Raw genomic sequence first — 25,080 nt, 5'->3', positions numbered from 1 at the left:
TCAGGCCGCCTGTGAGGCGCGGGCGGCCCTGCGCTGGGCCGCCGCGGAGCGCAGTACGCCCGCTGCCGAGATCGCGAAGCCGACGCCCATGAGCATGCACACGGCCCACGCGTACGACGGGAACGGGTCGATGTCGAGGAACAGTGGGGCCATCGTCACCAGCGTGGCGACGGCACCGGCGATGAAGACGATGCCGCCGGCCTTGACCAGTGCGTCGCCGGGCCTGGCTTCGTCGCCGCGAGAAGTGTCAGTCACCGCACCAGGCTACTTCGCCCGAGGGGCCACCCCAAGCGACGGCCTTCCGGGGGCTCGTGGCCCTCATGGTCGAGATCCGGGCAGAGGGCCTTCGGCCATGCTTGACGGGGTGGTTGTGAGGGGAGACTCTTCACAGCGAGAGCAGGCAGTCACGGCCCTGGGACATGGATACCCTGACCTGCTGAGACATGTTGGTTCGGTTTCGGGTATGTGAGACGGGGTGCGTGCTTTGCCCACCGGCAAGGTCAAGTGGTTCAACAGTGAGAAGGGCTTCGGCTTCCTCTCCCGCGACGACGGCGGTGACGTCTTCGTCCACTCGTCGGTGCTCCCCGCAGGGGTCGAGGCCCTCAAGCCCGGTCAGCGCGTCGAGTTCGGCGTGGTCGCCGGACAGCGCGGTGACCAGGCACTTTCTGTGACGGTGCTGGATCCGGCGCCGTCCGTCGCGGCCGCGCAGCGGCGCAAGCCCGACGAGCTCGCCTCGATCGTCCAGGACCTCACGACGCTCCTGGAGAACATCACGCCGATGCTGGAGCGGGGCCGCTACCCCGACCGGACGCACGGCACGAAGATCGCCGGACTGCTGCGCGCGGTGGCGGACCAGCTCGACGTCTGATCCGTACGCACGTACGCACAGCTGTGCCCCGCCGCTCGAAAGAGCGGCGGGGCACAACTGTTTTCGGACCTACGGGAAGTCGAGCGCGCCGGCCGCGATGGCCGGTACCAGACCCTCGGCGGCCGCCCGGGTCAGCAGCCCGCGCACCGCCGCGTAGCCGTCCTCGCCGAGTCCGGCCGTGAACTCGTTGACGTACAGGCCGATGTGCTGGTCGGCGACGGCCGGGTCCAGCTCCTGGGCGTGGGCGCGTACGTACGGGCGGGAGGCCTCCGGGTCGTCCCAGGCCATCAGGACCGACGTACGGGCCGACTCGGCCAGCAGGTGCAGGGTCTCGGCGCCCAGCGAACGCTTGGCGATGATCGCGCCGAGCGGGATCGGCAGGCCGGTCGTGGACTCCCAGTGCTCGCCCATGTCGGCCAGGCAGTGCAGCCCGTAGTCCTGATAGGTGAACCGGGCCTCGTGGATGACCAGTCCGGCGTCCACCCGGCCGTCGCGCACCGCCGGCATGATCTCGTTGAACGGCAGCACGACCACCTTGCCGACCCCCTCGGGCAGCACGTCCGCCGCCCACAGCCGGAACAGCAGGTAGGCGGTGGAGCGTTCGCTGGGCACGGCGACCGTCTTGCCGGTGAGGTCGACGCCCGGCTCACGGGTGAGCACCAAGGGGCCGCAGCCGCGCCCCAGGGCCCCGCCGCAGGGGAGCAGCGCGTACTCCTCCAGCACCCACGGAAGGACGGCGTACGAGACCTTCAGCACGTCGAGTTCGCCGCGCTCGGCCATGCCGTTGGTGATGTCGATGTCGGCGAAGGTGACGTCGAGGGCGGGCGCCCCCGGGACGCGGCCGTGCGCCCAGGCGTCGAAGACGAAGGTGTCGTTGGGGCAGGGCGAGTAGGCGATCTTCAGCGGGCCGTCAGCGGTGCTGCTCATGGCGTTCTCCCCAGTTCGCGAGTACGGGGCCCAGTGCGCGGAAGCCTCCCGCGAGCGTGTTGAGCGCGTCCCCGATCCGCCAGGCGGCGCGGTCACGCGGGCCCACGGCGTTGGACACGGCGCGGATCTCCAGTACGGGCAACCCGTGCGCGGCGGCCGCCTCCGCGACCCCGAAGCCCTCCATGGCCTCCGCCCCGGCCAGCGGGTGCCGGACGGCGAGCGCGGCGGCCCGGTCGGCGGTGCCGGTGACGGTGGAGACGGTCAGTACGGGCGCGAGCAGCGCGCCGGTCGCCTCGGCGGCGCGGGCGGCCAGTTCGGCGGGCGGCAGGTGCACGCTGTGCCCGAAGCCGAGGGCGGTGACGTCGAGGAAGCCCTCGGCGGTCTCGGCCCCCAGGTCGGCGGCGACGATCGCGTCGGCGACCACGAGCGAGCCGACCGGGGCGGCGGGCGCGAACCCACCGCCGATGCCGGCCGAGATCACGAGGGCGTAGTCGGCGAGGGCCAGGGCGGTGGCGGTACCGGCGGCGGCCGCCGCCGGCCCGACGCCCCCGACGAGCACGTCGAGGGCGATGCCGGGGAGGTCCCGCCGGGTCGTGCGGTAGCCACCGGGAAGGGTGCGCGGCTCGGGGCCGGGGGTGTCCGGATGAGGGGTCAGACCGGCAACGACGGAGTCTGCCTCCGCCGCCACCGCGGTCACGACGAGCGCGCGCACCGGTGGCCGCCGGTTACTTGAGTTCGAGGTTGAAGGACCAGACGGCCAGCGGCTTGCCGTCCTCGGCGATCTGCAGGATGGCGAGCTTCTTCGAGGCCGGGGCCTCGCCCTGGCCGCCGGTCGCGAAGACGTCCGCGCCGGGGAAGCTGCGGTAGGTGTTCGACGACGGCTCGGTGATCGGCTGGCCGTCGAGGATCGCCGACCAGCGCTTGCCGTCCTCGACGACATCCGGCTCGACGCCGAGGCGCAGGGTGTCCCCGCGGCCGTACTGGATGGTCTTGGCGTCCTTGATGTCGGTGACGCACTCCTGGACCTTGTCCATGGAGAGCGGCTCCTTGTCCGAGTGGCAGGCGGCTTCGGCGGACACCGACGAGGTGCCGACCGTCACGGTCGCCAGCGGTGTCGGCTTGTCGCAGGCGGAGAGGAGGAGGAGGCCGGCGGACACGGCTCCGAGGGCCGCGACGCTGCGGCGGGCCCTACCCGAGAAAAGCGGTGCGGTCATGAGCCGAAGGCTATCGGGCCGGTTGGCTGCGCCGCTGCACGGGGTCCCCGGGGCCGCGGTGTGGCGCGGCCCGGCTGCGGCGCGGTTGCCGGGGCTCCGCCCCGTGCCCCGCTCCGTGGCGGACGGGCGCGGCGCCGCTGCCGGGGGCGCTGCCCCCGGAACCCCCGCGCCTCAAACGCCGGCGGGGCTGGATTTTGGCCGGTGCCGACTTGCAAGTGCGCGCAGCGCAATTTTGAGCCGGGCGCGGCTGGATTTCCCGGAGGGCAATTCCAGCCTCGCCGGCGTTTGAGGCGCGGGGTCTGGGGCGGAGCCCCAGCAGCGGTGGGCTGGGCGAACACGTCCAGCCGCGGCGCAGCCTAGACGTACCGCTCCAGGATGGACGACTCCGCCAGGCGGGAGAGGCCCTCGCGGACGCTGCGGGCACGGGCTTCGCCCACCCCGTCCACCGTCTGCAGGTCGTCCACGCTGGCAGCGAGAAGCTTCTGCAGCCCGCCGAAGTGCTCCACCAGCCGCTCGATGATGGCCCCCGGCAGCCGGGGGATCTTCGCCAGCAGCCGGTAGCCCCGCGGGGACACCGCCGAGTCCAGCGTCTCAGGCGAGCCGGTGTACCCCAGCGCCCGCGCCACGATCGGCAGTTCCAGCAGCTCCGCGTGCGTCAGCGCGTCCAGCTCGGCCAGCGCCTCGTCCACCGTGCGGGAACGCTTCGCCGTCGGCTCCGGCACGTAGTCCCGGATGACGAGCTCACGCTCCTGCTCGATGCCGACCGTCAGCTCGTCCAGCTGGAGCGACAGCAGTCGCCCGTCCGTGCCCAGTTCGACCACGTACTCGGCGATCTCGGTCGCGATCCGGCGGACCATTTCCAGTCGCTGCGCGACCGCCGTCACGTCGCGGACGGTGACCAGGTCCTCGATCTCCAGCGCCGACAGCGTGCCCGCGACCTCGTCGAGCCGCAGCTTGTACCGCTCCAGCGTGGCCAGCGCCTGGTTCGCCCGCGACAGGATCGCCCCGGACTCCTCCAGGACCCGCCGCTCACCGTCCACGTACAGGGCGATCAGCCGCATCGACTGCGACACCGACACCACCGGGAAACCGCACTGCTTGGAGACGCGGTCCGCGGTCCGGTGACGGGTGCCCGTCTCCTCCGTGGGGATCGACGCGTCCGGCACCAGCTGTACGCCGGCCCGCAGGATCTTGGTGATGTCCTTGTCGAGGATGAGCGCGCCGTCGAGCTTGCACAGCTCGCGCAGCCGGGTCGCCGTGAACTCCACGTCCAGCACGAAGCCGCCGGTGCACATCGCGTCGACGGTCTTGTCCATGCCGAGGACGATCAGCCCGCCGGTGTTGCCGCGGACGATCCGTTCCAGGCCGTCACGCAGCGGCTGACCAGGTGCGACCGCGCTCAGCGAGGCACGCATCATGGCCTCCTGCTTGGAGCTCGCGCCCGACTTGCCGGATGCTGCTGCCCCGTCCTTGGCTGCCACTGCACTCCTCCGGTCGCGGGTTGCGCCGCCTGCGTACGGCCGGGCGGACCATCCAGAAGTCTACCGGCGCGCGCTGTGGGCCTGCCGTGGCTTGGCCAGGTACGACCCGGGAGCACCCCGGACGGACCCCCTGACCAGGGGCTTGGCCCGTCAGCCGGAGATCGTCGGCGGCTTCGGCCGTAGGCGGCCGTCAGTCGTCGGCGGCCGTCGGCGGCCGTCAGCCCTCGGCGGCCGTCAGCCCTCGGCGGTCTTCAGCCCTCGGCCCGCTCCTTGGCAGGCGTACGGGACCGCCCGCGCGGCAGGACGCGTAGCGCATCGCCCATGTCGGCCACCTCGATGACCTTCATCCCGGCCGGCACCTTCCCCGGATCGGCCGGCACCAGCGCGTGCGTGAACCCGAGCCGGTGCGCCTCCGCGAGCCGCCGCTGTACGCCGGTCACGCGCCGCACCTCGCCCGCCAGCCCGACCTCTCCGATGGCCACCAGGTTCTTCGGGAGCGGGACGTCACTGGCGGCGGAGGCCAGGGCGAGCGCGATCGCCAGGTCGGCGGCCGGCTCCGTGAGCTTCACGCCGCCGACGGTCGCGCTGTAGATGTCGCGCTTGCCGAGCGCGGTGATCCGGCCGCGCTGCTCCAGCACCGCCAGCATCATCGAGACGCGCGAGGTCTCCAGACCGGAGGTGGTGCGCCGGGGGGAGGGGATCTGCGAGTCCACCGTGAGCGCCTGCACCTCGGCGACCAGCGGGCGCTTGCCCTCCAGGGTGACGGTCAGGCAGGTGCCGGGCACGGCCTCGGCGCGGCGGGTCAGGAACAGCCCGCTCGGGTCGGCCAGCCCGGTGATCCCCTCGTCGTGCAGCTCGAAGCAGCCGACCTCGTCGGTGGCGCCGTAGCGGTTCTTGACCCCGCGCACGAGCCGGAGCCGGGCGTGCCGGTCGCCCTCGAAGCTCAGCACCACGTCGACCAGGTGCTCCAGCAGCCGGGGGCCGGCGATGGCCCCCTCCTTGGTCACGTGGCCCACGAGGAGGGTGGACATGCCGCGTTCCTTGGAGGCCCGGATCAGTGCGCCGGCCACCTCGCGGACCTGGGCCATGCCGCCGGGCGCGCCGTCGATCTCGGGGGACGCGACGGTCTGTACGGAGTCCAGGATGAGAAGGGACGGCTTCACCGCGTCCAGGTGCCCGAGCACGGCGGACAGGTCGGTCTCGGCGGCCAGGTAGAGGTGGTCGCTCAGCGCGTTGATCCGGTCGGCGCGCAGCCGCACCTGGCTCGCGGACTCCTCGCCCGTGACGTACAGCGTGCGGTGCTCGTCGCTGGCCGCCTTCGCCGCGACGTCCAGGAGCAGCGTCGACTTGCCGACGCCGGGCTCCCCGGCGAGCAGCACGACGGCGCCGGGCACGAGCCCGCCGCCGAGGACGCGATCCAGCTCGTCCACGCCGGTGCTGCGCGCGGTCGCCGTCCGCCCGTCCACCTGCCCGATCGGCACGGCGGCCGTCGACACCCGCCCGGCGGCGGTGGTCCGTACGGCGGGCGCGCCCATCTCCTCGACGGTCCCCCACGCCTGGCACTCGGGGCACCGCCCGAGCCATTTCGCGGTCGTCCAGCCGCAGTCGGTGCAGCGGTAGGACGGCCGGTCCTTGGCGGATGAACGAGCAGTGCGGGCAGCCATGCGCCCCACCGTAGCCGCCCCCACCGACAGCGAAGCTGCGCGCGAGGGCCCGAAGCCGTCAGGGCCGCCGTCAGTGCGGTACCGATCTGTTCACCCGTAAGGGCTAAATGTGCTGAAGGCTTCCGGGGCGCCACCGGCGCGCCGCCTACGGTCGCCAGGTGAACAGCAGCAGCCAGGCACACCCCTCACCGCGCACCGGCGCACACCGGGCGCACGGGCGCGCCCCCATCGAAGGGGAGCAGCCGCCGCCCTTCCGGCACGAGCCCTACCTGGACGGCCTGTTCACGTACTGCCTCTCCGTGCTGTGCGACCACGACACCGCCACCGACGTGCTCGGCGACGTCCTCGCCGTGGCCGAGCGGCACCCAGGCCGATGTCCCGACGAGGGGGATCGGCGGGCCTGGCTGTACGCCCTCGCCCGCTGGGGCTGCCTGCGCCGGCTCGCGCACCAGCGGCGCGCGAGGCAGGGCGCACATTCCACCCGGCGTGCGCCGGAGCACACCGATCACGGCCGTGCGCCGGGTGGTGAACGCGGCGCAACCACCGCGCCCGCCGCCCACCGCCCGCTTGACGTGAGCGCCTACCGCCGTACCGAGCTGGCCCGGCTCGCCTGGCCCGAGGCGGCCGGGACCACGCCCGAACAGCGAGAGGCCCTCGAACTCGCCGTCCGCCACCGCCTCGGCGTCACCGAACTCGCCGCCGTCCTCGGCACACCCCCCGCGGCCGCCCGCGAGCTGCTGACCGGCGCCGCCTGCGAGGTGGAACGCACCCGCGCCGCCCTCGCCGTCGTCGAGACCGGCAGCTGCCCGGCCGTCTCCCGCCTCACCGGCGACGACGGCAGCGGGGGCGAGTGCGGCGGCGTGCTCCTCTCCAGCAGCCTGCGCGCCGAGCTCGTACGCCACGTGGACGACTGCCCGCGCTGCCGCCGCGTCGCCGAACGCGTGGGCGCCGCCGCCCCCTGGCCCGGCTCCGGCGGCATCGACCCGGTCGGGCTCCCGCTCATCCCGGCGCCCCGCACCGCCGTCCACGCCGCGATGCTCCGCGCCGGCCGCGCCGGCCGGGGCCGCGGCCCGGGCCCGCGCTTCGACCGCACCGGCTTCCCGATGGACCCCAAGGACCGCGCGGCCCGCCGCGACCGGTTCCGCGCCCGCGCCGTGACCACCACCGTGGTCGCCACCGTCGTCGCGGCCCCGGTCCTCGCGCTGTGGGCGGCCTACCGCGGCGCGCCCAGTACGGGAGAGCCCGTCGGCGGCGCCGCCGCGCGGATCTCCGCGAGCGAGTCGGAGCTCCCGACGGCGCGCACCGACGGCCGCCCGCTGACCGCGTACGAGAACACGGGGAACACCGCCACCACCACCGGCAGCCCCGGGTTCGCCCCGGACAGCGCGGACCCCGACGTCTCCGTCGAGGTGATCAGCACCGGCGCCCCCGCCGCGGACCGGGCCGGCGCCCCCGGCCGGCTCACCGTGGCAGCGTCCTCGCACGGCACCACGACCCTGCTCACCCTCACCGCCTCCGGCGGCGCCCCGGTGGATTGGCGGCTCTGGTCCGACGCGCCCTGGCTGCGCGCGAGCCGGACGGCGGGCACCCTGGCCCCCGGAGAATCGGTCACCCTGACCATCGCCGTGGACCCGGAGGCCCAGCCCGTGGGCGCGTGGACGGCCCGGGTGGGCGTGGACCCGGGCGGCACCGTGGTCTCCATCCAGGGCCGGGGCCGCCCGGCGCCACAGCCGACGCCGACCCCGACGCCCACGCCGTCCCAGACCCCGCAGCCGACGCCCACACCCACGCCGACCCCTACGCCGACTCCCACTCCCACGCCGTCCGAGACCCCGCCGGGGTCCCCGACGCCCACGCCCACCGCGACCGCGACGGTCCCAGGCGGAACGGTTTCCCCCGACCCGGGACCGGAGCCGTCGCCGTGACCGGGCCGGGCTGGATCGGGCCGGGCTAGACCGGGTCGGCCGGGTGCGGAGCCATCGGCAGCAGCGAGGACAGCCGCGCCTCGCACAGCACCACGAGAGCCTCGTAGCCCTCCTTGCCCATCAGCTCCGTCAGCTCCGCCTTGTACGACTCGTACACCGGCTTGCCGGCGCCGTGCGCGGACGTGGCCGACGTGCACCACCAGTGCAGGTCGTGGCCGCCCGGGCCCCAGCCGCGGCGGTCGTACTCGCCGATCGACACCTGGAGCACGCGCGTGTCGTCGGGCCGGTCGATCCAGTCGTACGTACGGCGGATCGGCAGCTGCCAGCACACGTCCGGCTTGGTCTCCAGCGGCTCCTTGCCCTCCCGCACGGCGAGGATGTGCAGCGAGCAGCCGGCCCCGGCCGCGAAACCGGGCCGGTTCAGGAAGATGCAGGCGCCGTCCCAGCGGCGGGTCTGCTTCTCCCCGTCGTCGTCGAACTGCGTCCAGCCGGTCTCGCTGCCGACGTCGTGGAACTGCCACAGCTCCGGCGTCAGCCGTGCCACGTGCGTGGCGACGCGCTTCTCGTCGTCCTCGTCGGAGAAGTGCGCCCCGAGCGTGCAGCAGCCGTCGTCCGCCCGGCCCGCCTGGATGCCCTGACAGCCACTGCCGAAGATGCAGGTCCAGCGGGAGGTCAGCCAGGTCAGGTCGCAGCGGAAGACCTGCTCCTCGTCGGCCGGGTCGGGGAACTCCACCCAGGCCCGGGGGAAGTCCAGGCCCTTCTCGTCGGCGACGACGGCGTTCTCGTCCTTGGGGCTGCTCATGGCCTTGCCCTTGCTGTTGCTCTTGCCCTTGCCCGTGTCCTTGCCCGTGTCCTTCTTCGACCGGGTCTTGCTGGCCTTCTTCGTATTTGGCACAAACACAAGCGTCTCAGATCAACCGAGTGATCCCGTTGTCAGACCTGTGTCTGGGGTCGGGATCTCCCACCGTGGGTGGCTGGCGTGGGCGTGGAGGTGGAATCCGGCCCCCAACGCTGCTCCTCGTGGCCGGTGTCGGCTGGTGGGGGATGTACTGATCGTTGTCACGTCCTGGTGCCGGTGGGCTGCGCGGGGCAGCCGTCTCCGGTCCGTGTGAGCGTGTCCCTCCGGACGCTTTCCCGCCGGTCCTTGCGGACTGGTGGGGGAGGGTGCCCTGCGTCGCCTGGGCGCGGGGCGTGCTGCCTGTTGCCGGGTGGGCCCGGTCTTGGACCGGTCCTGCCGGCTGGTATTGGGCGTGGTCGGCGTGATGACTGCCGTCGCTTCGAGTGTGTCCACGACCGTGCGGATGGTCATGGCGCCTGTGGTGCGGTCGGTGACGGTCTTGGTCTGGTGGGTGAGTCCGCGGGACGCGATGCGCTGCCAGGCGCCCTGGTCGCGGTCGCCCTGCCAGCCGCAGTCGGCATTCGGGCAGATGGCCCATTTCCAGCCGGGTGTGGTGGGCCTGTCGGGTGCTTTGCGGTGCCGCAGCGGGGTCAGGCATCGCGGGCAGTGCCTGGAGGTGCTGCGCGCCGGGACGGTGACGACGGCGGTGCCCGTCTCGGCGGCCAGGTGTCTCATGTGGTCGACGATCTGCCCGCGCACCTGCTGGGAGAGGCGCGTGTTGACCGTGCGGCCCATGCCGCGGGCTTCCATGCTGCGGAGGTCTTCGACGTAGATGACACCCGCCCCGGCGGCGATGGCCTGGTCGACTGCCCATCGGGCGGCGGCCCAGGCCAATGCGTCGTTCAGGTGCGACCGGCGCGCGGACACGCATGCGATCTCATCGCTCAAGGCGGCGTGCCTGGTGGCCAGAGGGTGGTGCTCGTCTCCGGCAATGAGTCGCTGGTAGTGGTCGGCCTTGGCGTGCAGATGCTCCGACAAGCGGCGCAAGCGGTGCTGCTTGGCGAGTACTCCTGTGGCGCGGAACATGCCCCCAGACCCGAGGGCGGTGATCCGTTCGTCGTCGTGGAGCAGGGCGGCTCCTGCGCTGAGCAGGGTGTTCAGGCCCCAGTCCACGCCGAGCGCGATCTTGTGCCCGCTGGGGGTCGCTTTCGGTACGGCGTGGGTGTAGGCGAGATCGGCGTGGACGCGGCCTTGGTGCGGGCGGAGGGTGGGCAGGTGCAGGACCGCGCCCGCAGGGATCGTCGGCGGGAGCGTTATGGGGCACGCCACCCAGGTCCAGTCCCGGTACGACTGCGGATCCGGGCACGTCGGAAGCTGCAACCGCAGCAGTGCACGGCCTGTCTCCGGTGCCCGTTCGATGGTGGCTTGCTGCCTGTCACAGGCGGACAGAAGCAGCATCCTCGCTGCCCCGGGCTCGCTCTCCACATCGAAAAGATCGGCGGGCATCGCGTCATGCTGCTTGAGGAACGTGGCGACCTGCCGGGTGCGGCCCTTGATGACGCTGGATGGCAGATGGGCCCCACCCTGCACCGCCCCGCGCACCGCATCCCACTCCTGGGCCGTGCGCCGGGCGGGGTTGGCCGGCCAGGTCGCGATGACTCCGGCGGTGATGTCGGCACGCCACTTCGCCGAGCGCAGGACAGACCCGACCTGCTCCTGTGCCATGCGCAGGATCCGGTCGTTGACCCGGATCCCTTCAGGAGGCGCGACGGCCCAGCCCAAGCGGCGCAGAGCCATCCATGCATTCGACGGGAGCCTCCTGCCCCCGTAGTCCTCACCGGACGCAAGCACGTCCACGTCTCTGGCGTTCCAGTGCGCGGCCAGGAGGCCGCTGACCATGCCGGCCACCAGATCGGCGCACCAGCCGACCCGCTTCGCCAGCACGGATGAGGGCAGAAGCTCACTGCTCGCCTGATCCACCGCTGACCGCCAAAGACCACGAGCACAGGCGGTCCGGGCGGTTTCGCCCTCGGCAAGTGGCACCTTCCGACTCACTGTCCACCCCCGGCTCCCGCTCCTGTCATCCGATCAACGACACTCCGCGTGAAAGGTCACGCATTCGAGCCGCGAACCTCCGTACGGTGCCCATCGGCGACGGACAGAACGACGAGAACACACCTCGATCACTACGGATGGCGTGAGGAAGTGCGAAAGCCAAGGCCCTTACGCAACCCCCACGCGTTCGTCGCAGTAGCGTTTCCCCCTATGAGACTCGGTGTCCTGGATGTGGGTTCGAACACGGTCCACCTGCTGGTGGTGGACGCGCACCCCGGCGCGCGCCCGCTGCCGGCGCACTCGCACAAGGTGGAGATGCGGCTGGCGGAGCTGCTCGACGAGGGCGGCGCAATAACTCCCGAGGGCGTCGAGCGGCTGATTTCCGTCATCGCCGACGCGGTGCAGGCCGCCGAGGACAAGGGGTGCGAGGACGTCCTCCCGTTCGCGACGAGCGCCGTGCGCGAGGCCACGAACGCGGACGAGGTCTTGGCGCGGGTGAAGGCCGAGACCGGCATCGAGCTCCCGGTCCTCAGCGGCGACGACGAGGCCCGGCTGACCTTCCTCGCGGCCCGCCGCTGGTTCGGCTGGTCGGCGGGGAAGCTGCTGGTCCTCGACATCGGCGGCGGCTCCCTGGAGATCGCGTACGGCATCGACGAGGACCCGGACGCGGCCGTCTCCCTCCCCCTGGGCGCCGGCCGCCTCACCACGGCCTGGCTCCCGGGCGACCCGCCGGACGCCCTGGACGTCCGCTCCCTGCGCAGGCACGTGCGGGCGGAGATCGCCCGGACGGTCGGCGAGTTCAGCCGCTTCGGCGCCCCGGACCACGTCGTGGCGACCTCGAAGACCTTCAAGCAGCTGGCCCGCATCGCGGGCGCGGCCCGCTCGGGGGACGGCCTGTACGTACAGCGCGACCTGACCCGCAAGTCCCTGGAGGAGTGGGTCCCCCGCCTGGCGGCGATGACCACGTCCCAGCGCTCCGCCCTCCCGGGCGTCTCGGAGGGCCGCGCGAACCAGCTCCTGGCGGGCGCGCTGGTGGCGGAGGGCGCGATGGACCTCTTCGGCGTCGAAACCCTGGAAATCTGCCCGTGGGCCCTCCGCGAGGGCGTGATCCTCCGCAGACTGGACCACCTGCCGACGCAGGGGGCTCCGGCGGTGTAGGGGGAGCGGGGGGGTACGGGTCCACGCGCGTGCGGGACTTTTTCCCCCTCGGGGCATGCGCGAGGCCGGTGGTTGCCCACCCACCGCGGCGGGGGTGGGGAGCGGGCCCGGATTTCCTGTGCGGCGGGGGCTTCGGTGGCGGGGTCCGACCTGGGCGGAATCAGAGAGGTCTTGGGGGTTTCCCGTCAGTCCCATAGTCCTTCCGTGTCGGGCCGGCCTGTCAAGGGCGCTCCCTTCGGTCGCGTCGCTGCGCGACGGCCTGCGGCCGCCCTTGACAGACCGTCCCGCCCCGGAAAGACAAGAGACTGCCGGGAAACCCCCAAAAGAACGGGCCGGTCCGAGGATCAAGGACGGGGCGGTCAGGGACGTCCGGGCCGTCTGGGGAGGGGCCAGGCCCGAGCCCGGGCCCTTCCACCGCGCTTTCGGGGCAGGGAGGCGGCCAACCTTCCCCAAGCAGCGACCACAGGCCCGTCGGGGGAGGGTGGGCGCGTCAGATCGCTACGCGCTTCTCGATGACGGCGTCCGACGGTCGTCTGGGGTTGGTCATTGAGATGGGCCGTCCACGATCCGAGTTCGGGGTTCGGGGTTCGGGGCGACCTCTCAGGTCCTGCCGTACTCGTCGTGGCGGCGTAGCCAGAAGGTCTGCGCGCCGTCTTCCTGGCGGCCCAGCGGTGTGCGGTCGAGGAGGCCGTAGTAGGCCATCGCGGGTTCGAGGCCGCGTGCGGTGGTGACGTACGTCCGGTAGACGGTGCCGTCCGATCGCGCGTAGGAGCTCAGCCCGGGCCCCTCGGTGACGTAGCCGAGTACGTCCGTGCCGGACGCCTTCGCCATCTGACTCACGATCGGTGGGATCTCGCCGTCCAGGAACGGCCTCAGCTCCTCCTCCGTGTACATGAACCCGAGGTCGCGGTGGAAGTCGCTGCCGACGGGGGAGACCCAGTCGAAGCTCCAGCCCATCCGCTTCCGGTAGGAGAGGAGTTTGTCGAGTGGGGCGCGGGAGGAGCAGATCAGCGTCACGTCGCGGGCCTTGAGGTGGATCGCGTTGGGGTTGAGGGTGTCCGCGATCGAGGAGCAGACCGGGCATCCGGCCTCGTACGGCGGGCCGAACATGAAGTGGTAGACGAGCAGCTGCGAGCGCCCGTCGAAGAGGTCCGCGAGGGATTTGCGGCCGTGCTCGGTCTCGAAGGCGTAGTCCTTTTCGACCGGTACCCAGGGAAGCTCGCGCCGCTTCCGCGCGAGTTCGTCGCCGCGGCGGGTGAGTTTCTTCTCCTCCACGAGCAGCTCTTGGCGGGCCGCCTCGAATTCCTCCTGTGTGCCGACCTTGTGCTCGGGCATTGCCTTTCCCTCCTGTGGGGGAGCGGCCGTACTTCCACCGTACGCGCGCGGTGTCGGGCCCACATCGTCGGCGTTCGACCGCCTCCCCCCGGGGTGGGGGGAAGCGACCCGACCCGTGACCGGTTCGCCCCGTACCCTGTCTCCGTGGCAGAACCAGTCCGTGTCCCGACCGCGAAAGTCGCCCTTTCCACCGCCTCCGTATATCCGGAGTCCACGGCGACCGCCTTCGAGATCGCCGCGCGCCTCGGTTACGACGGCGTCGAGGTCATGGTCTGGACGGACCCGGTCAGCCAGGACGTGGATGCCCTGCGGCGGCTGTCCGAGCGGCATCAGGTGCCGATCCTCGCCGTGCACGCTCCCTGCCTGCTGATCACCCAGCGGGTGTGGTCGACGGATCCGTGGACGAAGCTGCAGCGGGCCCAGGCCGCGGCCGAGCGGCTGGGGGCGTCGACCGTCGTCGTGCATCCGCCGTTCCGGTGGCAGCGGCAGTACTCGCGCGAGTTCGTCGCCGGGATCTGGCGGATGGCCGACGAGACCGATGTCCGGTTCGCCGTCGAGAACATGTATCCGTGGCGGTATCGGGATCGCGAGATGCTCGCCTACGCGCCCGAGTGGGACGTCACCAAGGACGACTACCGGCACTTCACCGTTGATCTTTCGCACACCGCGACCGCCCGTACGGACGCCACCGCGATGATCGACCGGATGGGCGATCGGCTGGCGCACGTCCACCTCGCCGACGGAAACGGTTCGGCGAAGGACGAGCACCTGGTTCCGGGGCGGGGGACACAGCCCTGCGCGGAGCTGCTGGAGCGGCTCGCCCGGACGTCGTTCGACGGCCATGTGGTGATCGAGGTGAATACGCGGCGGGCCATGTCCTCCGCCGAGCGGGAGGCCGATCTCGCCGAGGCGCTGGCCTTCACGCGTCTGCACCTCGCCACCTCGTACCGGCACGAGGCCCGGCGGCCGTGAGCGAGCCGGTGAAGCGGCGGCGCGGTCCCGGTCGGCCCCGGCAGGACGAGGCCGACGACGGGCCCGGCACCCAGGAGCGCATCCGGCTCGCCGCCCGGGAGGTGTTCGCGGAGCGCGGGTACGACAAGACGTCCGTGCGCGGCATCGCGAAGGTGGCCGGTGTGGACCCGGCCCTGGTGCACCACTACTTCGGCAGCAAGGACGACCTCTTCGCCGCCGCCATCGAGGTGAGCATGGAGCCCGCCCTGGTGGTCCCGGCGATCCTCGGCGAGGGCCCGGACGGCATCGGGGAACGGCTCGCCCGCTATTTCCTGGGCGTGTGGGAGAACCCGGTCACGCGGGTTCCGCTGCTCGCCGTCATCAGGTCGGCCCTGACGCACGAGGCCGCCGCGAAGGTGCTGCGCGGGTTGGTGCTGCGCCGGGTGCTGGAGCGGGTCGCCGTCGAGCTGGACGTCCCCGACCCGACCTTCCGCGCGGAGCTGGCCGCCTCGCACATGGTCGGCATCGCGATCCTGCGGTACGTGGTCCAGGTCGAGCCGCTGGCGTCGGCGGATCCGGAGGCCATCGTGGTCCTCGTGGCGCCCACGCTGCAGCGGTACCTCACCGAGGCGTGAGGTGTGAGGTGTGAGGTGTGAGCGAGTGACCGCAGAGTGACCCTCGCGTCCCGGGATCCGGACGGGCTGTCCGGATCGCGGGCGGTGGGCGTAGCCTCGTAGCTGAGCCATATCCGCAGTCGCGGCTGACCGTACAGCCGCACTCATGGGGAGTGAACCGCATGCCCGAGCTGAGGTCCCGCACCGTCACCCACGGCCGCAACATGGCGGGCGCACGCGCCCTTATGCGTGCGTCGGGCGTAGCGAGCGAGGACATCGGCAAGCCGATCATCGCGGTCGCCAACTCCTTCACCGAGTTCGTGCCCGGCCACACCCACCTCGCCCCTGTCGGTCGGATCGTCTCCGACGCGATCCGGGCCGCCGGCGCCATCCCCCGCGAGTTCAACACGATCGCGGTCGACGACGGCATCGCCATGGGCCACGCCGGCATGCTCTACTCCCTGCCCTCCCGCGACCTGATCGCGGACAGCGTGGAGTACATGGTCGAGGCGCACTGCGCGGACGCGCTGATCTGCATCTCCAACTGCGACAAGATCACGCCCGGCATGCTGATGGCCGCCATGCGCCTCAACATCCCCGTCGTGTTCGTCTCCGGCGGTCCGATGGAGGCCGGTCAGGCCACGCTCGTCGACGGCACCGTCCGCAAGCTCGACCTGATCGACGCGATGGTCGACGCCTCCAACGAGAACGTCTCCGACGAGGACGTGCTGCGGATCGAGGAGAACGCCTGTCCGACCTGCGGCTCGTGTTCCGGCATGTTCACCGCCAACTCGATGAACTGCCTCGCCGAGGCCATCGGCCTGGCCCTCCCCGGCAACGGCTCGGTCCTCGCCACGCACACCGCCCGCCGCGCCCTGTACGAGGACGCCGGCCGCACCATCGTCGAGATCACCAAGCGCCACTACGAGCAGGACGACTACTCGGTCCTGCCCCGCAGCATCGCCTCCCGTCAGGCCTTCGAGAACGCCATGGCCCTCGACATCGCGATGGGCGGCTCGACCAACACGATCCTCCATCTCCTCGCCGCCGCGCAGGAGGCGGGCCTGGACTACGACCTCAAGGACATCGACGAGGTCTCGCGCCGCGTCCCGTGCCTGGCCAAGGTCGCGCCGAACGTGGCGCCGGGCGGCACGTACTACATGGAGGACATCCACCGGGCCGGCGGCATCCCCGCCATCCTGGGCGAGCTGCACCGCGGCGGTCTGCTCAACAAGGACGTCACCTCCGTCCACTCCTCCAACCTGGAGGACTGGCTGGCGCAGTGGGACGCCCGTTCCGGCACCGCCTCCGACGTGGCCATGGAGCTGTGGCACGCGGCCCCCGGCTGTGTGCGCTCCGCCACCGCCTTCTCCCAGTCCGAGCGTTGGGAGTCCCTCGACCTCGACGCCGAGGGCGGCTGCATCCGCTCCGTGCAGCACGCGTACTCCAAGGACGGCGGCCTCGCCGTCCTGAAGGGCAACCTCGCCGTCGACGGTTGTGTGGTCAAGACCGCCGGCGTCGACGAGTCGATCTGGACCTTCGAGGGCCCGGCGGTCGTCTGCGAGTCGCAGGACGAGGCCGTCGACAAGATCCTGCGCAAGGAGATCAAGGCGGGCGACGTCGTCGTCATCCGTTACGAGGGCCCGCGCGGCGGTCCCGGCATGCAGGAGATGCTCTACCCGACCTCCTTCCTCAAGGGCCGCGGCCTCGGCAAGGTCTGCGCCCTGGTGACGGACGGCCGCTTCTCCGGCGGCACCTCGGGCCTCTCCATCGGCCACGCGTCCCCGGAGGCGGCCTCGGGCGGCACCATCGCGGTCGTGGAGGACGGCGACCGGATCCGCATCGACATCCCGAACCGCTCGATCGAGCTCCTGGTCGACGAGGCCACCCTCGCCGCCCGCCACGAGGCCCTCGGCGGCGTCTACGCCCCGAAGGACCGCGAGCGCACGGTCTCGGCGGCCCTACGCGCGTACGCCGCCATGGCCACCAGCGCCGACAAGGGCGCGGTCCGCGACGTCTCCCGCCTGGGCTGACCCGCTGCCACTCGGAACCCCGCCGGGCGCATCACCACCCGGCGGGGTTCGCCGCATCCACGGCGAACACGGACCCGTCGGGCGCGGCCCCGAACACCCGGCCGTCGGCGATGACGGGGGCGGGGATCGTGGCGGTGTAGGTGCCCTTGCCGCTGCCCATGCGCGGGTTCGTCTGCCCGACGAGGCGTCCGGCCGCGGCGTCGACGGCGATCAGTCGCCCGTCGGCCGCCATCAGGTACACGCGCCCGTTGTCGGCGACCGGGCGGGAGGCCGTGCTCACGGCCGTCTCCAGCCGCCACAGCTCCTTGTCCGGGCCGACGGCCGCCAGCGCGCCCGAGACGCCCATGACGTAGACCACCCCGTCCGGTCCGACGGCGGCCTCGGCCTGCGACTGCGCGACCGATAGCGCGGTACGCCGCACCGCGTGCGTACCCAGATCGATGCGCACGACTGCGCCTGTCATGCCCTGCGCGTCGCTTGACGTCAGATACAGACCGCCTTGCGCCGCACCGAGGGGATCGAGCGTTCCCGGTACACGGAGCTGCCACTGCAGCGTGCCGCTCGCCGGATCGAAAGCCGAGATCTGCGACGAGGAGCCGTCAGGGGAGCGCGTCGAGACGTACAGGTCGCGACCGCCGTTCGAATGCTCCGGACCGATGGCCCAAAGGGCCCCCGTTCCGCCCAGGCGCTTGGACCAGTCCGCCTTGCCGGTTGCCGCATCGACCGCCGTGGCGGTCCCGGAATCCGAGAAGATAAACACCTTCTGGCCGCACGGCACGATCCGCGTGCCGGGCGGTAGATCCTTGTGCCACCGCAGCGCACCCGTGGCCTGATCCATGGCCTGGAGTACTCCACTTCCCGTCGCCACGGAGAGCAGCAGGCCGCCGCTCACGACGGGCGCGGTGGAGGTGGCTCCCGGCGTACGGGCGCTCGCGGCCGGCGTCGGTACCGACCAGCTCGCAGTGCCGTCGGCCGGGTTCAGCCGGGCCGCGAGGAGGCCGGGCGCGGAACAGTAGAGGGCGCCGGGCGCCCACGAACAGGCCGGTACCGCGTTTCCCTGCCCAGGACCGCCGACCGCAGCTGACCACGGCGTGCGTGCCGCGAGGTCCGCTCCTTGCACAGGCGCGTCCTTATGGGAGGCCGTCCGTTCCTCGTCGCCCCCCGTCGACCCGAACTGTGCGTAGGCCCCGGCGGCCCCGGCCGTCAGCAGCACCGTGATGACCGCCGCAGCGGCGAGACGCCAGGTCCTTCGGGTTGGTTTCGTTCCGGCGGAGGGAAGGCGCACCTGCCGGTGGGTGTTTACTTCGGCACCCGGCTTCGACTCGTCAACCAGCGGCCGTCGCGGCTGCGGGATGAAGGCCCGGGTCTCCTCGCCGGTCGGATACGCGGCGGCCCGCAGCTCGAGGAGCAGCGCGTCCGGCGTGGGCCGGTCGGCCGGATCCTTCGCCAGGCAGCGGGCGATGATCGGCGCCAGCGCGGGCGGCACCCCGGCGAGATCGGGTTCGTTGTGCACCACCTGGTACGCGACCAGGTAGTGGCTGTCGGAGTCGAAGGGCCCGTGCCCGGTCACCGCGTGCACCAGTACGGCGCCCATCGCGAACACGTCCGCGGCCGGCCCCACCTCCTTCGGCCGCTGGAACTGCTCGGGGGCCATGAAGGGCGGCGTCCCGATCAGCTTCCCGGTCTCGGTCCGCAGATCACTGTCGGCCGGCCGCGAGATCCCGAAGTCGATGACCCGTACTCCGTCGGGCGCCATCAGGACGTTGCTGGGCTTCAGATCGCGGTGTACGACCCCCACCCGGTGGATGTCCCGCAGTGCCTCCGCCAGCCCGGCGCCGAGCCGAGCCGCCTCGGCCGCGTCGAGCGGCTGCTCCCGTACCCGGTCGGCGAGTGTCGGGGCGTCGATGAAGAGGGTGGCCATCCAAGGCCGTTCGGCATCCGGGTCCGCGTCCACGACGGGAGCGGTGAAGGCCCCGCTCACCCGCCGGGCTGCCGCGACCTCCTGCCGGAAGCGGGCCCTGAACTCCGGATCCACCGCGTGTTCGGCGTGTACGACCTTGACCGCGAGCCGCAGCCCGGAGTCGGAGGTGGCCAGATGTACCACCCCCATGCCGCCGGAACCCAGCACCGATTCCAGCCGGTACTGCCCGGCGTATTCCGGAAACCCGGCCCTTTCCGCGCGCAGTGAGTGCACTGCCGACCACCCCCGCCGGAGCCTAGTCGATGGCTCATATGAATCGGGAAGAGCCTGCTACCCTGCGCGAGTTGCAGAGCGTCATGCTCAAGGGGGAGATTCTGTATGTCGGTTGAGAACGAGCTGAACGAGGTTCAGAGCCTTGCCGGAGAATCGGGCTACCAGTCCTATCCGGTCGCACCCGGCGTCCAACTGAAGGTGCGCAGCGGACCCGGCACGAACTACTCGGTGGTCAAGGTCCTGACGCTGGGAGCCTGGGTCACGATCCGCTGCCAGTGCGAGGGCACCACCATCTCGGGCCCGTACGGCACCACGAACCTCTGGGACTGCATCGGCAACGGCCAGTTCGTCTCCGACGCCTACGTGAAGACGGGCAGTGACGGCTACGTTGCCGCGCACTGCGGCTGACCATCCAGGGGGATGAGCGCAATGATCAGCAGAAGACGCATGCTCGGCCTCGGTGGCTCGGTCGTCGCTATGGTCCCGGCGATCGCCCTGGCCTCGGCCGGTGAGGCGGCCGCCGAGGTTGGCTTCGAGTCGTACCCGGTTGCCCCGGGATACCGCGTCAACGTTCGCAGTGGACCGGGCACCAACTACTCGATCGTCAAGGTCCTGCCCTACGACGCCATCGTGTGGATCCGCTGCCAGTGCCCGGGCACGACGATCACGGGCCCGTACGGCACCACGGACATCTGGGACTGCATCGGCAACGGCCAGTTCGTCTCGGACGCCTACGTGAAGACGGGCAGCGACGGCTACGTAGCCAACCGCTGCGGCTGACCTACCAGCCACGCGACCCCGTCTGCCACGTGAGACACACCCGGCCCGGCCGGCCCGGCGGGGGATAATCGCTGGTGTGAGCGACGACGACCAGCGAGACCAGAGCACCCCCGCCGAGCCGGCCGCGCAGGCCCCGGCCCCGTCCCCGGCCCCGGTCCCCACCGGCCCCGAGCCCGAGCCGATCCGGTTCTTCGGCACCACCTGGGTGAACCACGACGGCGGCTACGCCCTGCGCCGCGCCGGTGTCGCCGTCGGTTCGCTGGTCACCGCCGTCGCCGCCGCGCTCCTGCTCCGCCTCTCCTACGAGGGCCTGGAGATCGGCAGCGTCGGCCCGTTCCTCAGCATCTCCGTCGTCGTCCTCTTCGCGATCGCCAGCTCCATCGCCTTCGCCAAGACCTGGGAGTCCTTCGGCCGCCGCCCCGCCCCGTCCTCTGACGAGGCCGCCCTCAAGGGCCTCAAGACGATCGGTTTCATCGGCTCCCTCATCGCGTACTTCCTCCGCTGCCTCGTCGAGGCCCCCGGCGAGAAGCTCCGCCGCACCGAGTACGAGCGTGCCAAGGCCGAATTCGCCCGCCGCCGCAGCTCCCGTACGGGCAACCCGGCCGCGCGCCGCCCCAAGCGCAAGAAGTAGACGCAAGAAGTAGACACCCGTCCGATTGACGCCCCGGCACAGCCAGGAGCATTATTCATCACATGATGAATAACTCACCCGAGAGGGTCCCGGCCCCCGCCGTGCAGGCCCGCAGCCTCACCGTCCGCCGCGGCACCGGCCGCGCCCCCCGCACCGTCATCGACGGCATCGCCTTCGACGTCCCCCGCGGCCGCATCACCGGCCTCCTCGGCCCCTCCGGCTGCGGAAAATCCACCCTCATGCGCGCCATCGTCGGCACCCAGGCCCACGTCACCGGCACCCTCGACGTCCTCGGCCGCCCCGCCGGCCACCCCGAGCTCCGCTCCCGGATCGGCTACGTCACCCAGGCGCCCTCCGTCTACGACGACCTCAGCGTCCGGCAGAACCTCGACTACTTCGCCGCGATCCTCGACCCTCCCCCGGCTACCGCTGGGGGTACCCCCCGCCGGGAGGCGCGAGAGCGCCGCGCCGACTCCGTACGGCAGGCCATCGCCGACGTCGACCTCGCCACCCACGCCGACGCCCTCGCCGGCAACCTCTCCGGCGGCCAGCGCAGCCGGGTCTCCCTCGCCGTCGCCCTGCTCGGCACCCCCGAGCTGCTCGTCCTCGACGAACCCACCGTCGGCCTCGACCCCGTCCTGCGCCGCGACCTGTGGCACCTCTTCCACGACATCGCCGCCACCCGCGGCGCCACCCTGCTCGTCTCCTCCCACGTCATGGACGAGGCCGAGCGCTGCCACGACCTGCTCCTCATGCGCGAGGGCCGCATCCTCGCCCAGGACACCCCCGACGCACTGCGCACCCGTACCCACTCCGACACCGTCGAAGAGGGCTTCCTCCACCTCGTCGACGAAGCCAACGCACTCGCCGCCCAGGAGTCGACCCCGTGAACAGTGCCCGCACCCTCGCCACCGCCGCCCGCGTCCTGCGCCAGCTCCGCCACGACCCCCGCTCGATCGCGCTGATGCTGCTGGTCCCCGTACTGATGCTGACCCTGCTGCGCTTCGTCTTCGACGGCAGCCCCCGCACCTTCGACAGCATCGGCGCGTCACTCCTCGGGATCTTCCCCCTCATCACCATGTTCCTGGTGACGTCCATCGCGACCCTGCGCGAGCGCACCTCCGGCACCCTCGAACGCCTCCTCGCCATGCCGCTGGGCAAGGGCGACCTCATCGCCGGCTACGCCCTCGCCTTCGGCGCGGTCGCCGTCGTCCAGTCGCTCCTCGCCACCGGCCTCGCCCTCTGGCTCCTCGGCCTCGACGTCGTCGGCTCGCCCTGGCTGCTGCTCCTCGTCGCCCTCCTCGACGCCCTCCTCGGCACCGCACTCGGCCTCTTCGTCTCCGCCTTCGCCGCCTCCGAGTTCCAGGCCGTCCAGTTCATGCCGGCGGTGATCTTCCCCCAGCTGCTCCTCTGCGGCCTCTTCGCGGCCCGCGACACCATGCACCCGGTCCTCGAAGGCATCTCGAACGTCCTGCCGATGTCCTACGCCGTCGACGGCATGACCCAGGTCCTCACCCACACCGACATGACCGCCGACTTCGTCCGCGACGCCGTGATCGTCGCCGCCTGCGCCCTGCTCGTACTCGCCCTCGGCGCGGCCACCCTCCGCCGCCGCACCCCTTGATCGCTCGGAGGGCCTGATCGCTCGGAGGGCATGACCGCACTCCGGACAACTCCGCCCGGCCACCTGCCCTGGTGCAAGGATGAGGACGTATACGTAGCTCACGCGCAAGAACAGTTCGGCGAGGTGGATCGGGCATGACCCAGACAGTCGCAGTCCTCGGTACCGGCAAGATCGGCGAGGCCCTGCTCAGCGGAATGATCCGCGGCGGCTGGCCCGCCTCGAAGCTCCTCGTCACCGCCCGCCGCTCCGAGCGCGCCGAGGAACTCCGCACCCGCTACGGCGTCGAGGCCGTCTCCAACGCCGAGGCCGCCAAGCGCGCGGACACCCTCATCCTCACGGTCAAGCCGCAGGACATGGGCAAGCTCCTCGACGAGCTGGCCCCGCACGTCCCCGCCGACCGCCTCGTCATCAGCGGCGCCGCGGGCATCCCCACCTCCTTCTTCGAGGAACGGCTCGCCCCCGGCACCCCCGTCGTCCGCGTCATGACGAACACCCCCGCCCTCGTCGACGAGGCCATGTCCGTCATCTCGGCCGGCAGCCACGCCACCGCCGAACACCTCGCGCACACCGAGGAGATCTTCGGCGGCGTCGGCAAGACCCTGCGCGTCCCCGAATCCCAGCAGGACGCGGCCACCGCCCTCTCCGGCTCCGGACCCGCGTACTTCTACTTCCTCGTCGAGGCCATGACCGACGCAGGCATCCTCCTCGGCCTGCCCCGCGCCCAGGCCCACGACCTGATCGTCCAGGCCGCCATCGGCGCCGCCGTGATGCTCCGCGACAGCGGCGAGCACCCGGTCAAGCTCCGCGAGGCCGTCACCTCCCCGGCCGGTACGACCATCAACGCCATCGTCGAGCTGGAGAAGCACGGCGTCCGCGCGGCCCTGATCGCGGCCCTCGAAGCCGCCCGCGACCGCAGCCGCGAACTCGCCTCCGGCAACAGCTGACGCAGGGCACGGGTACGGGCCCCCGCACGGACGGGGGCCCTGGCCCTCACGGCTCCAGCAGCCCGATCGCCCGGTAGGCCCGGTCCACCACGGGCCGCGCCAGCTCACGCGCCCGGCCCGCGCCCTCCCGCAGCACCTTCTCCACCTCCGCCGGATCCGTCGCAAGCTCGGCGTGCTGCTCCCGCACAGGCCGCAGCATCTCGACCACCGCGTCGGCGACGTCCCGCTTGAGCGCCCCGTACCCGCTGTACTCGGTGGCGAGCACGGCCGGATCACCGCCGGAGCACGCCGCCAGGATGTCCAGCAGGTTCGCGACCCCCGGCCGCGACTCTCGGTCGTAGACCACCCCGCCGTCCCCGCTGTCGGTGACGGCCCGCATCACCTTCTTGCGTACGACCCCCGGCTCGTCGAGCAGGTAGACGATCCCGGCCCCGCTCTCGTGCGACTTCCCCATCTTCGAAGTCGGCTCCTGCAGGTCCATGACCCGCGCCGCGACCGTCGGATGCGTGGCCCTCGGCACCGTGAAGGTGTGCCCGTACCGCTGGTTGAACCGCACCGCCAGGTCCCGTGTCAGCTCGACGTGCTGCCGCTGGTCCTCCCCTACGGGCACATCCTCCGTCCCGTACGCCAGGATGTCGGCGGCCATCAGCACGGGATAGGTGAGCAACGACAGCCGTACGCCCTCCCCGGACGCCTGCGCCTTCGCCGCCTTCTCCTTGTACTGGATCATCCGCCGCAGCTCCCCGTCGGAGGCCGTGCACTCCAACAGGTACGCCAGCCGCGTGTGCTCGTCGACGTGGCTCTGAACGAACAAGGTGCACTTCGCCGGCGAAAGACCGGCGGCAAGCAACAGCGTCGCCGCCTGCCGGCTCAGCCTGCGTACACGGGCCGGATCGTGCTCGACGGTCAGCGCGTGCAGATCCACGACGCAGAACAGCGCCTCGTCCGGCTCCTGCTCGGCCGCGACCCACTGCCGCACGGCCCCCAGGTAGTTCCCCAACGTCAGGTGCCCGGTCGGCTTGACCCCGCTGAAGATCCTCGTCGTCATGTCCTGTCTCTCCCTCTGTCTCTGTCCGGTGTGAGTGGTGCGGGGGCCACCGCGTCGGGCGACCGAGCCACTCCCGGGGAGGGGAGAAACAAAGACGGCCGCCGTAGCGGCGGCCGTGAGCGCATGCGTGCTCGCGTGGAAGGTCGGCCGCCGTCAGGCGGCCCACCAGCGAAGGCTGAGCGTGAGCGCATGCGTAGTCATGGGTCGAGCGTAGACGGAAGAAGGTGAAGACGTCGTGAGGTTTCGCCCCTCACACGCTGCTCACCGCCGGCCGGTCAGCCGGGGGTTGACACAGGTGTGCCGGATCCGTAAGGTTCTTCGAGTTGTCCGAAGTGAGCGCCGACCCCGGTCGGTCCCCGGACAGCCATCCCGCACCACACATTCGAACGAAACGACGCACTTCGTCGTCTCGTTTTCATGCGTATTTGCGAATGAGGAATCCGCGTCCGAGGACGCAGCCGCCGATTAGGTTCGGGGGCAAGGAATCCGCTACTGTCTCACTCGCCGCAAGGGCCTAACAGCCCCGAAGGCAAAGCCCACTGACTGGGAGTCAGGCCCGAAAGAGTCTGATAGAGTCGGAACTGCCGGAAAGGGAAACGCGAAAGCGGAAACCTGGAAAGCACCGAGGAAGTCGGACACGAAAGAGTCTGATAGAGTCGGAAACGCAAGACAGCAGAACGAAAGCCCGGAGGAAAGCCCGAGAGGGTGAGTACAAAGGAAGCGTCCGTTCCTTGAGAACTCAACAGCGTGCCAAAAATCAACGCCAGAAGTTGATACCCCGTCCACTTCGGTGGAT

Annotated in this window: 23 protein-coding genes; 12 read left to right on the top strand and 11 right to left on the bottom strand. The window is 71.5% G+C overall.

The window, feature by feature from the left end; genetic code table 11:
• Nucleotides 1–255: a hypothetical protein gene (locus ACFV9H_RS23410; protein WP_385401420.1), complete on the bottom strand. Its 255-nt coding sequence runs from the start codon at nt 253–255 to the stop codon at nt 1–3.
• Nucleotides 256–484: 229 nt separating this feature from the next.
• On the opposite strand from ACFV9H_RS23410, the gene ACFV9H_RS23405 reads away from it, so the two are divergent.
• Nucleotides 485–868 (top strand): cold-shock protein, encoded by a 384-nt coding sequence (locus ACFV9H_RS23405; RefSeq protein WP_385132124.1) that lies wholly within the window; start codon nt 485–487, stop codon nt 866–868.
• Nucleotides 869–937: 69 nt separating this feature from the next.
• On the opposite strand, the gene ACFV9H_RS23400 is transcribed toward ACFV9H_RS23405, so the two are convergent.
• The 5 genes from ACFV9H_RS23400 to radA form a co-directional block, all read right to left on the bottom strand.
• The gene (locus tag ACFV9H_RS23400; RefSeq protein WP_385401418.1) at nt 938–1,795 is read right to left on the bottom strand and encodes a 1,4-dihydroxy-6-naphthoate synthase; all 858 of its coding nucleotides are present in this window, start codon (nt 1,793–1,795) and stop codon (nt 938–940) included.
• Complete coding sequence (locus ACFV9H_RS23395) at nt 1,779–2,507, bottom strand: futalosine hydrolase (protein WP_385401416.1); 729 nt, start codon at nt 2,505–2,507, stop codon at nt 1,779–1,781. The genes ACFV9H_RS23400 and ACFV9H_RS23395 overlap by 17 nt, the downstream gene beginning before the upstream one ends.
• 13 nt (nt 2,508–2,520) lie before the next feature.
• Nucleotides 2,521–3,009, bottom strand: coding sequence for a DUF2771 domain-containing protein (locus ACFV9H_RS23390; RefSeq protein ID WP_385401413.1), 489 nt, complete (start codon nt 3,007–3,009; stop codon nt 2,521–2,523).
• 356 nt (nt 3,010–3,365) lie between these two features.
• Complete coding sequence (gene disA, locus ACFV9H_RS23385; protein WP_385401410.1) at nt 3,366–4,490, bottom strand: DNA integrity scanning diadenylate cyclase DisA; 1,125 nt, start codon at nt 4,488–4,490, stop codon at nt 3,366–3,368.
• Nucleotides 4,491–4,741: 251 nt separating this feature from the next.
• Nucleotides 4,742–6,154, bottom strand: coding sequence for a DNA repair protein RadA (radA, locus tag ACFV9H_RS23380; protein ID WP_385401407.1), 1,413 nt, complete (start codon nt 6,152–6,154; stop codon nt 4,742–4,744).
• Nucleotides 6,155–6,312: 158 nt separating this feature from the next.
• Here radA and ACFV9H_RS23375 point away from each other — a divergent pair, with 158 nt between their 5' ends.
• Nucleotides 6,313–8,079, top strand: a complete 1,767-nt coding sequence (locus ACFV9H_RS23375) for a hypothetical protein (RefSeq protein ID WP_385401404.1) — start codon at nt 6,313–6,315, stop codon at nt 8,077–8,079.
• A 25-nt stretch (nt 8,080–8,104) separates the two neighbouring features.
• Here the strand turns inward: ACFV9H_RS23375 and ACFV9H_RS23370 are convergent, their stop codons facing one another.
• Nucleotides 8,105–8,974: a hypothetical protein gene (locus ACFV9H_RS23370; protein WP_385401402.1), complete on the bottom strand. Its 870-nt coding sequence runs from the start codon at nt 8,972–8,974 to the stop codon at nt 8,105–8,107.
• 18 nt (nt 8,975–8,992) lie between these two features.
• Nucleotides 8,993–10,861 (bottom strand): transposase, encoded by a 1,869-nt coding sequence (locus tag ACFV9H_RS23365; protein WP_385401400.1) that lies wholly within the window; start codon nt 10,859–10,861, stop codon nt 8,993–8,995.
• A gap of 321 nt (nt 10,862–11,182) precedes the next feature.
• Between ACFV9H_RS23365 and ACFV9H_RS23360 the strand changes: the two genes are divergently transcribed.
• Nucleotides 11,183–12,130 (top strand): Ppx/GppA family phosphatase, encoded by a 948-nt coding sequence (locus ACFV9H_RS23360; protein ID WP_385401398.1) that lies wholly within the window; start codon nt 11,183–11,185, stop codon nt 12,128–12,130.
• A gap of 600 nt (nt 12,131–12,730) precedes the next feature.
• Here the strand turns inward: ACFV9H_RS23360 and ACFV9H_RS23355 are convergent.
• Entirely contained in the window at nt 12,731–13,465 is a 735-nt protein-coding gene (locus ACFV9H_RS23355) for a DUF899 domain-containing protein (RefSeq protein WP_385401396.1), read from the bottom strand.
• Nucleotides 13,466–13,609: 144 nt separating this feature from the next.
• On the opposite strand from ACFV9H_RS23355, the gene ACFV9H_RS23350 reads away from it, so the two are divergent.
• The 3 genes from ACFV9H_RS23350 (at nt 13,610) to ilvD (ending at nt 17,063) form a co-directional block, all read left to right on the top strand.
• The gene (locus ACFV9H_RS23350; RefSeq protein WP_385401393.1) at nt 13,610–14,437 is read left to right on the top strand and encodes a sugar phosphate isomerase/epimerase family protein; all 828 of its coding nucleotides are present in this window, start codon (nt 13,610–13,612) and stop codon (nt 14,435–14,437) included.
• Entirely contained in the window at nt 14,434–15,051 is a 618-nt protein-coding gene (locus ACFV9H_RS23345) for a TetR family transcriptional regulator (protein ID WP_385401390.1), read from the top strand. Before ACFV9H_RS23350 ends, ACFV9H_RS23345 begins: the two co-directional genes overlap by 4 nt.
• A gap of 161 nt (nt 15,052–15,212) precedes the next feature.
• A complete protein-coding gene (gene ilvD / locus ACFV9H_RS23340) occupies nt 15,213–17,063 on the top strand; it encodes a dihydroxy-acid dehydratase (protein ID WP_385401388.1) in 1,851 nt (616 codons plus the stop codon).
• A gap of 31 nt (nt 17,064–17,094) precedes the next feature.
• Here ilvD and ACFV9H_RS23335 read toward each other — a convergent pair whose 3' ends face one another.
• Entirely contained in the window at nt 17,095–19,257 is a 2,163-nt protein-coding gene (locus ACFV9H_RS23335; RefSeq protein ID WP_385401385.1) for a PQQ-binding-like beta-propeller repeat protein, read from the bottom strand.
• A 105-nt stretch (nt 19,258–19,362) separates the two neighbouring features.
• Here ACFV9H_RS23335 and ACFV9H_RS23330 point away from each other — a divergent pair, with 105 nt between their 5' ends.
• The 6 genes from ACFV9H_RS23330 to proC all read left to right on the top strand — a co-directional run bounded on the left by ACFV9H_RS23330 (nt 19,363) and on the right by proC (nt 23,236).
• On the top strand, nt 19,363–19,665 hold the full coding sequence (locus tag ACFV9H_RS23330) for a peptidase (RefSeq protein WP_385401383.1): 303 nt from the start codon (nt 19,363–19,365) through the stop codon (nt 19,663–19,665).
• Nucleotides 19,666–19,734: 69 nt separating this feature from the next.
• Nucleotides 19,735–20,037, top strand: a complete 303-nt coding sequence (locus ACFV9H_RS23325) for a peptidase (protein ID WP_385401535.1) — start codon at nt 19,735–19,737, stop codon at nt 20,035–20,037.
• A gap of 76 nt (nt 20,038–20,113) precedes the next feature.
• Complete coding sequence (locus tag ACFV9H_RS23320; protein WP_385401380.1) at nt 20,114–20,668, top strand: hypothetical protein; 555 nt, start codon at nt 20,114–20,116, stop codon at nt 20,666–20,668.
• A 62-nt stretch (nt 20,669–20,730) separates the two neighbouring features.
• Nucleotides 20,731–21,558, top strand: a complete 828-nt coding sequence (locus ACFV9H_RS23315) for an ABC transporter ATP-binding protein (RefSeq protein ID WP_385401377.1) — start codon at nt 20,731–20,733, stop codon at nt 21,556–21,558.
• On the top strand, nt 21,555–22,292 hold the full coding sequence (locus tag ACFV9H_RS23310; RefSeq protein WP_385401374.1) for an ABC transporter permease: 738 nt from the start codon (nt 21,555–21,557) through the stop codon (nt 22,290–22,292). The genes ACFV9H_RS23315 and ACFV9H_RS23310 overlap by 4 nt, the downstream gene beginning before the upstream one ends.
• 134 nt (nt 22,293–22,426) lie before the next feature.
• Nucleotides 22,427–23,236: a pyrroline-5-carboxylate reductase gene (gene proC / locus ACFV9H_RS23305; RefSeq protein ID WP_385401371.1), complete on the top strand. Its 810-nt coding sequence runs from the start codon at nt 22,427–22,429 to the stop codon at nt 23,234–23,236.
• Between the two features lie 46 nt (nt 23,237–23,282).
• Here the strand turns inward: proC and trpS are convergent, their stop codons facing one another.
• Complete coding sequence (gene trpS, locus ACFV9H_RS23300; RefSeq protein ID WP_385401368.1) at nt 23,283–24,284, bottom strand: tryptophan--tRNA ligase; 1,002 nt, start codon at nt 24,282–24,284, stop codon at nt 23,283–23,285.
• Between the last annotated feature and the right edge of the window lie 796 nt (nt 24,285–25,080).

Source organism: Streptomyces sp. NPDC059874 (assembly GCF_042731135.1).
In the GTDB taxonomy this organism is placed as follows: domain Bacteria; phylum Actinomycetota; class Actinomycetes; order Streptomycetales; family Streptomycetaceae; genus Streptomyces.
This window is presented reverse-complemented; position numbering and strand designations above follow the sequence as displayed.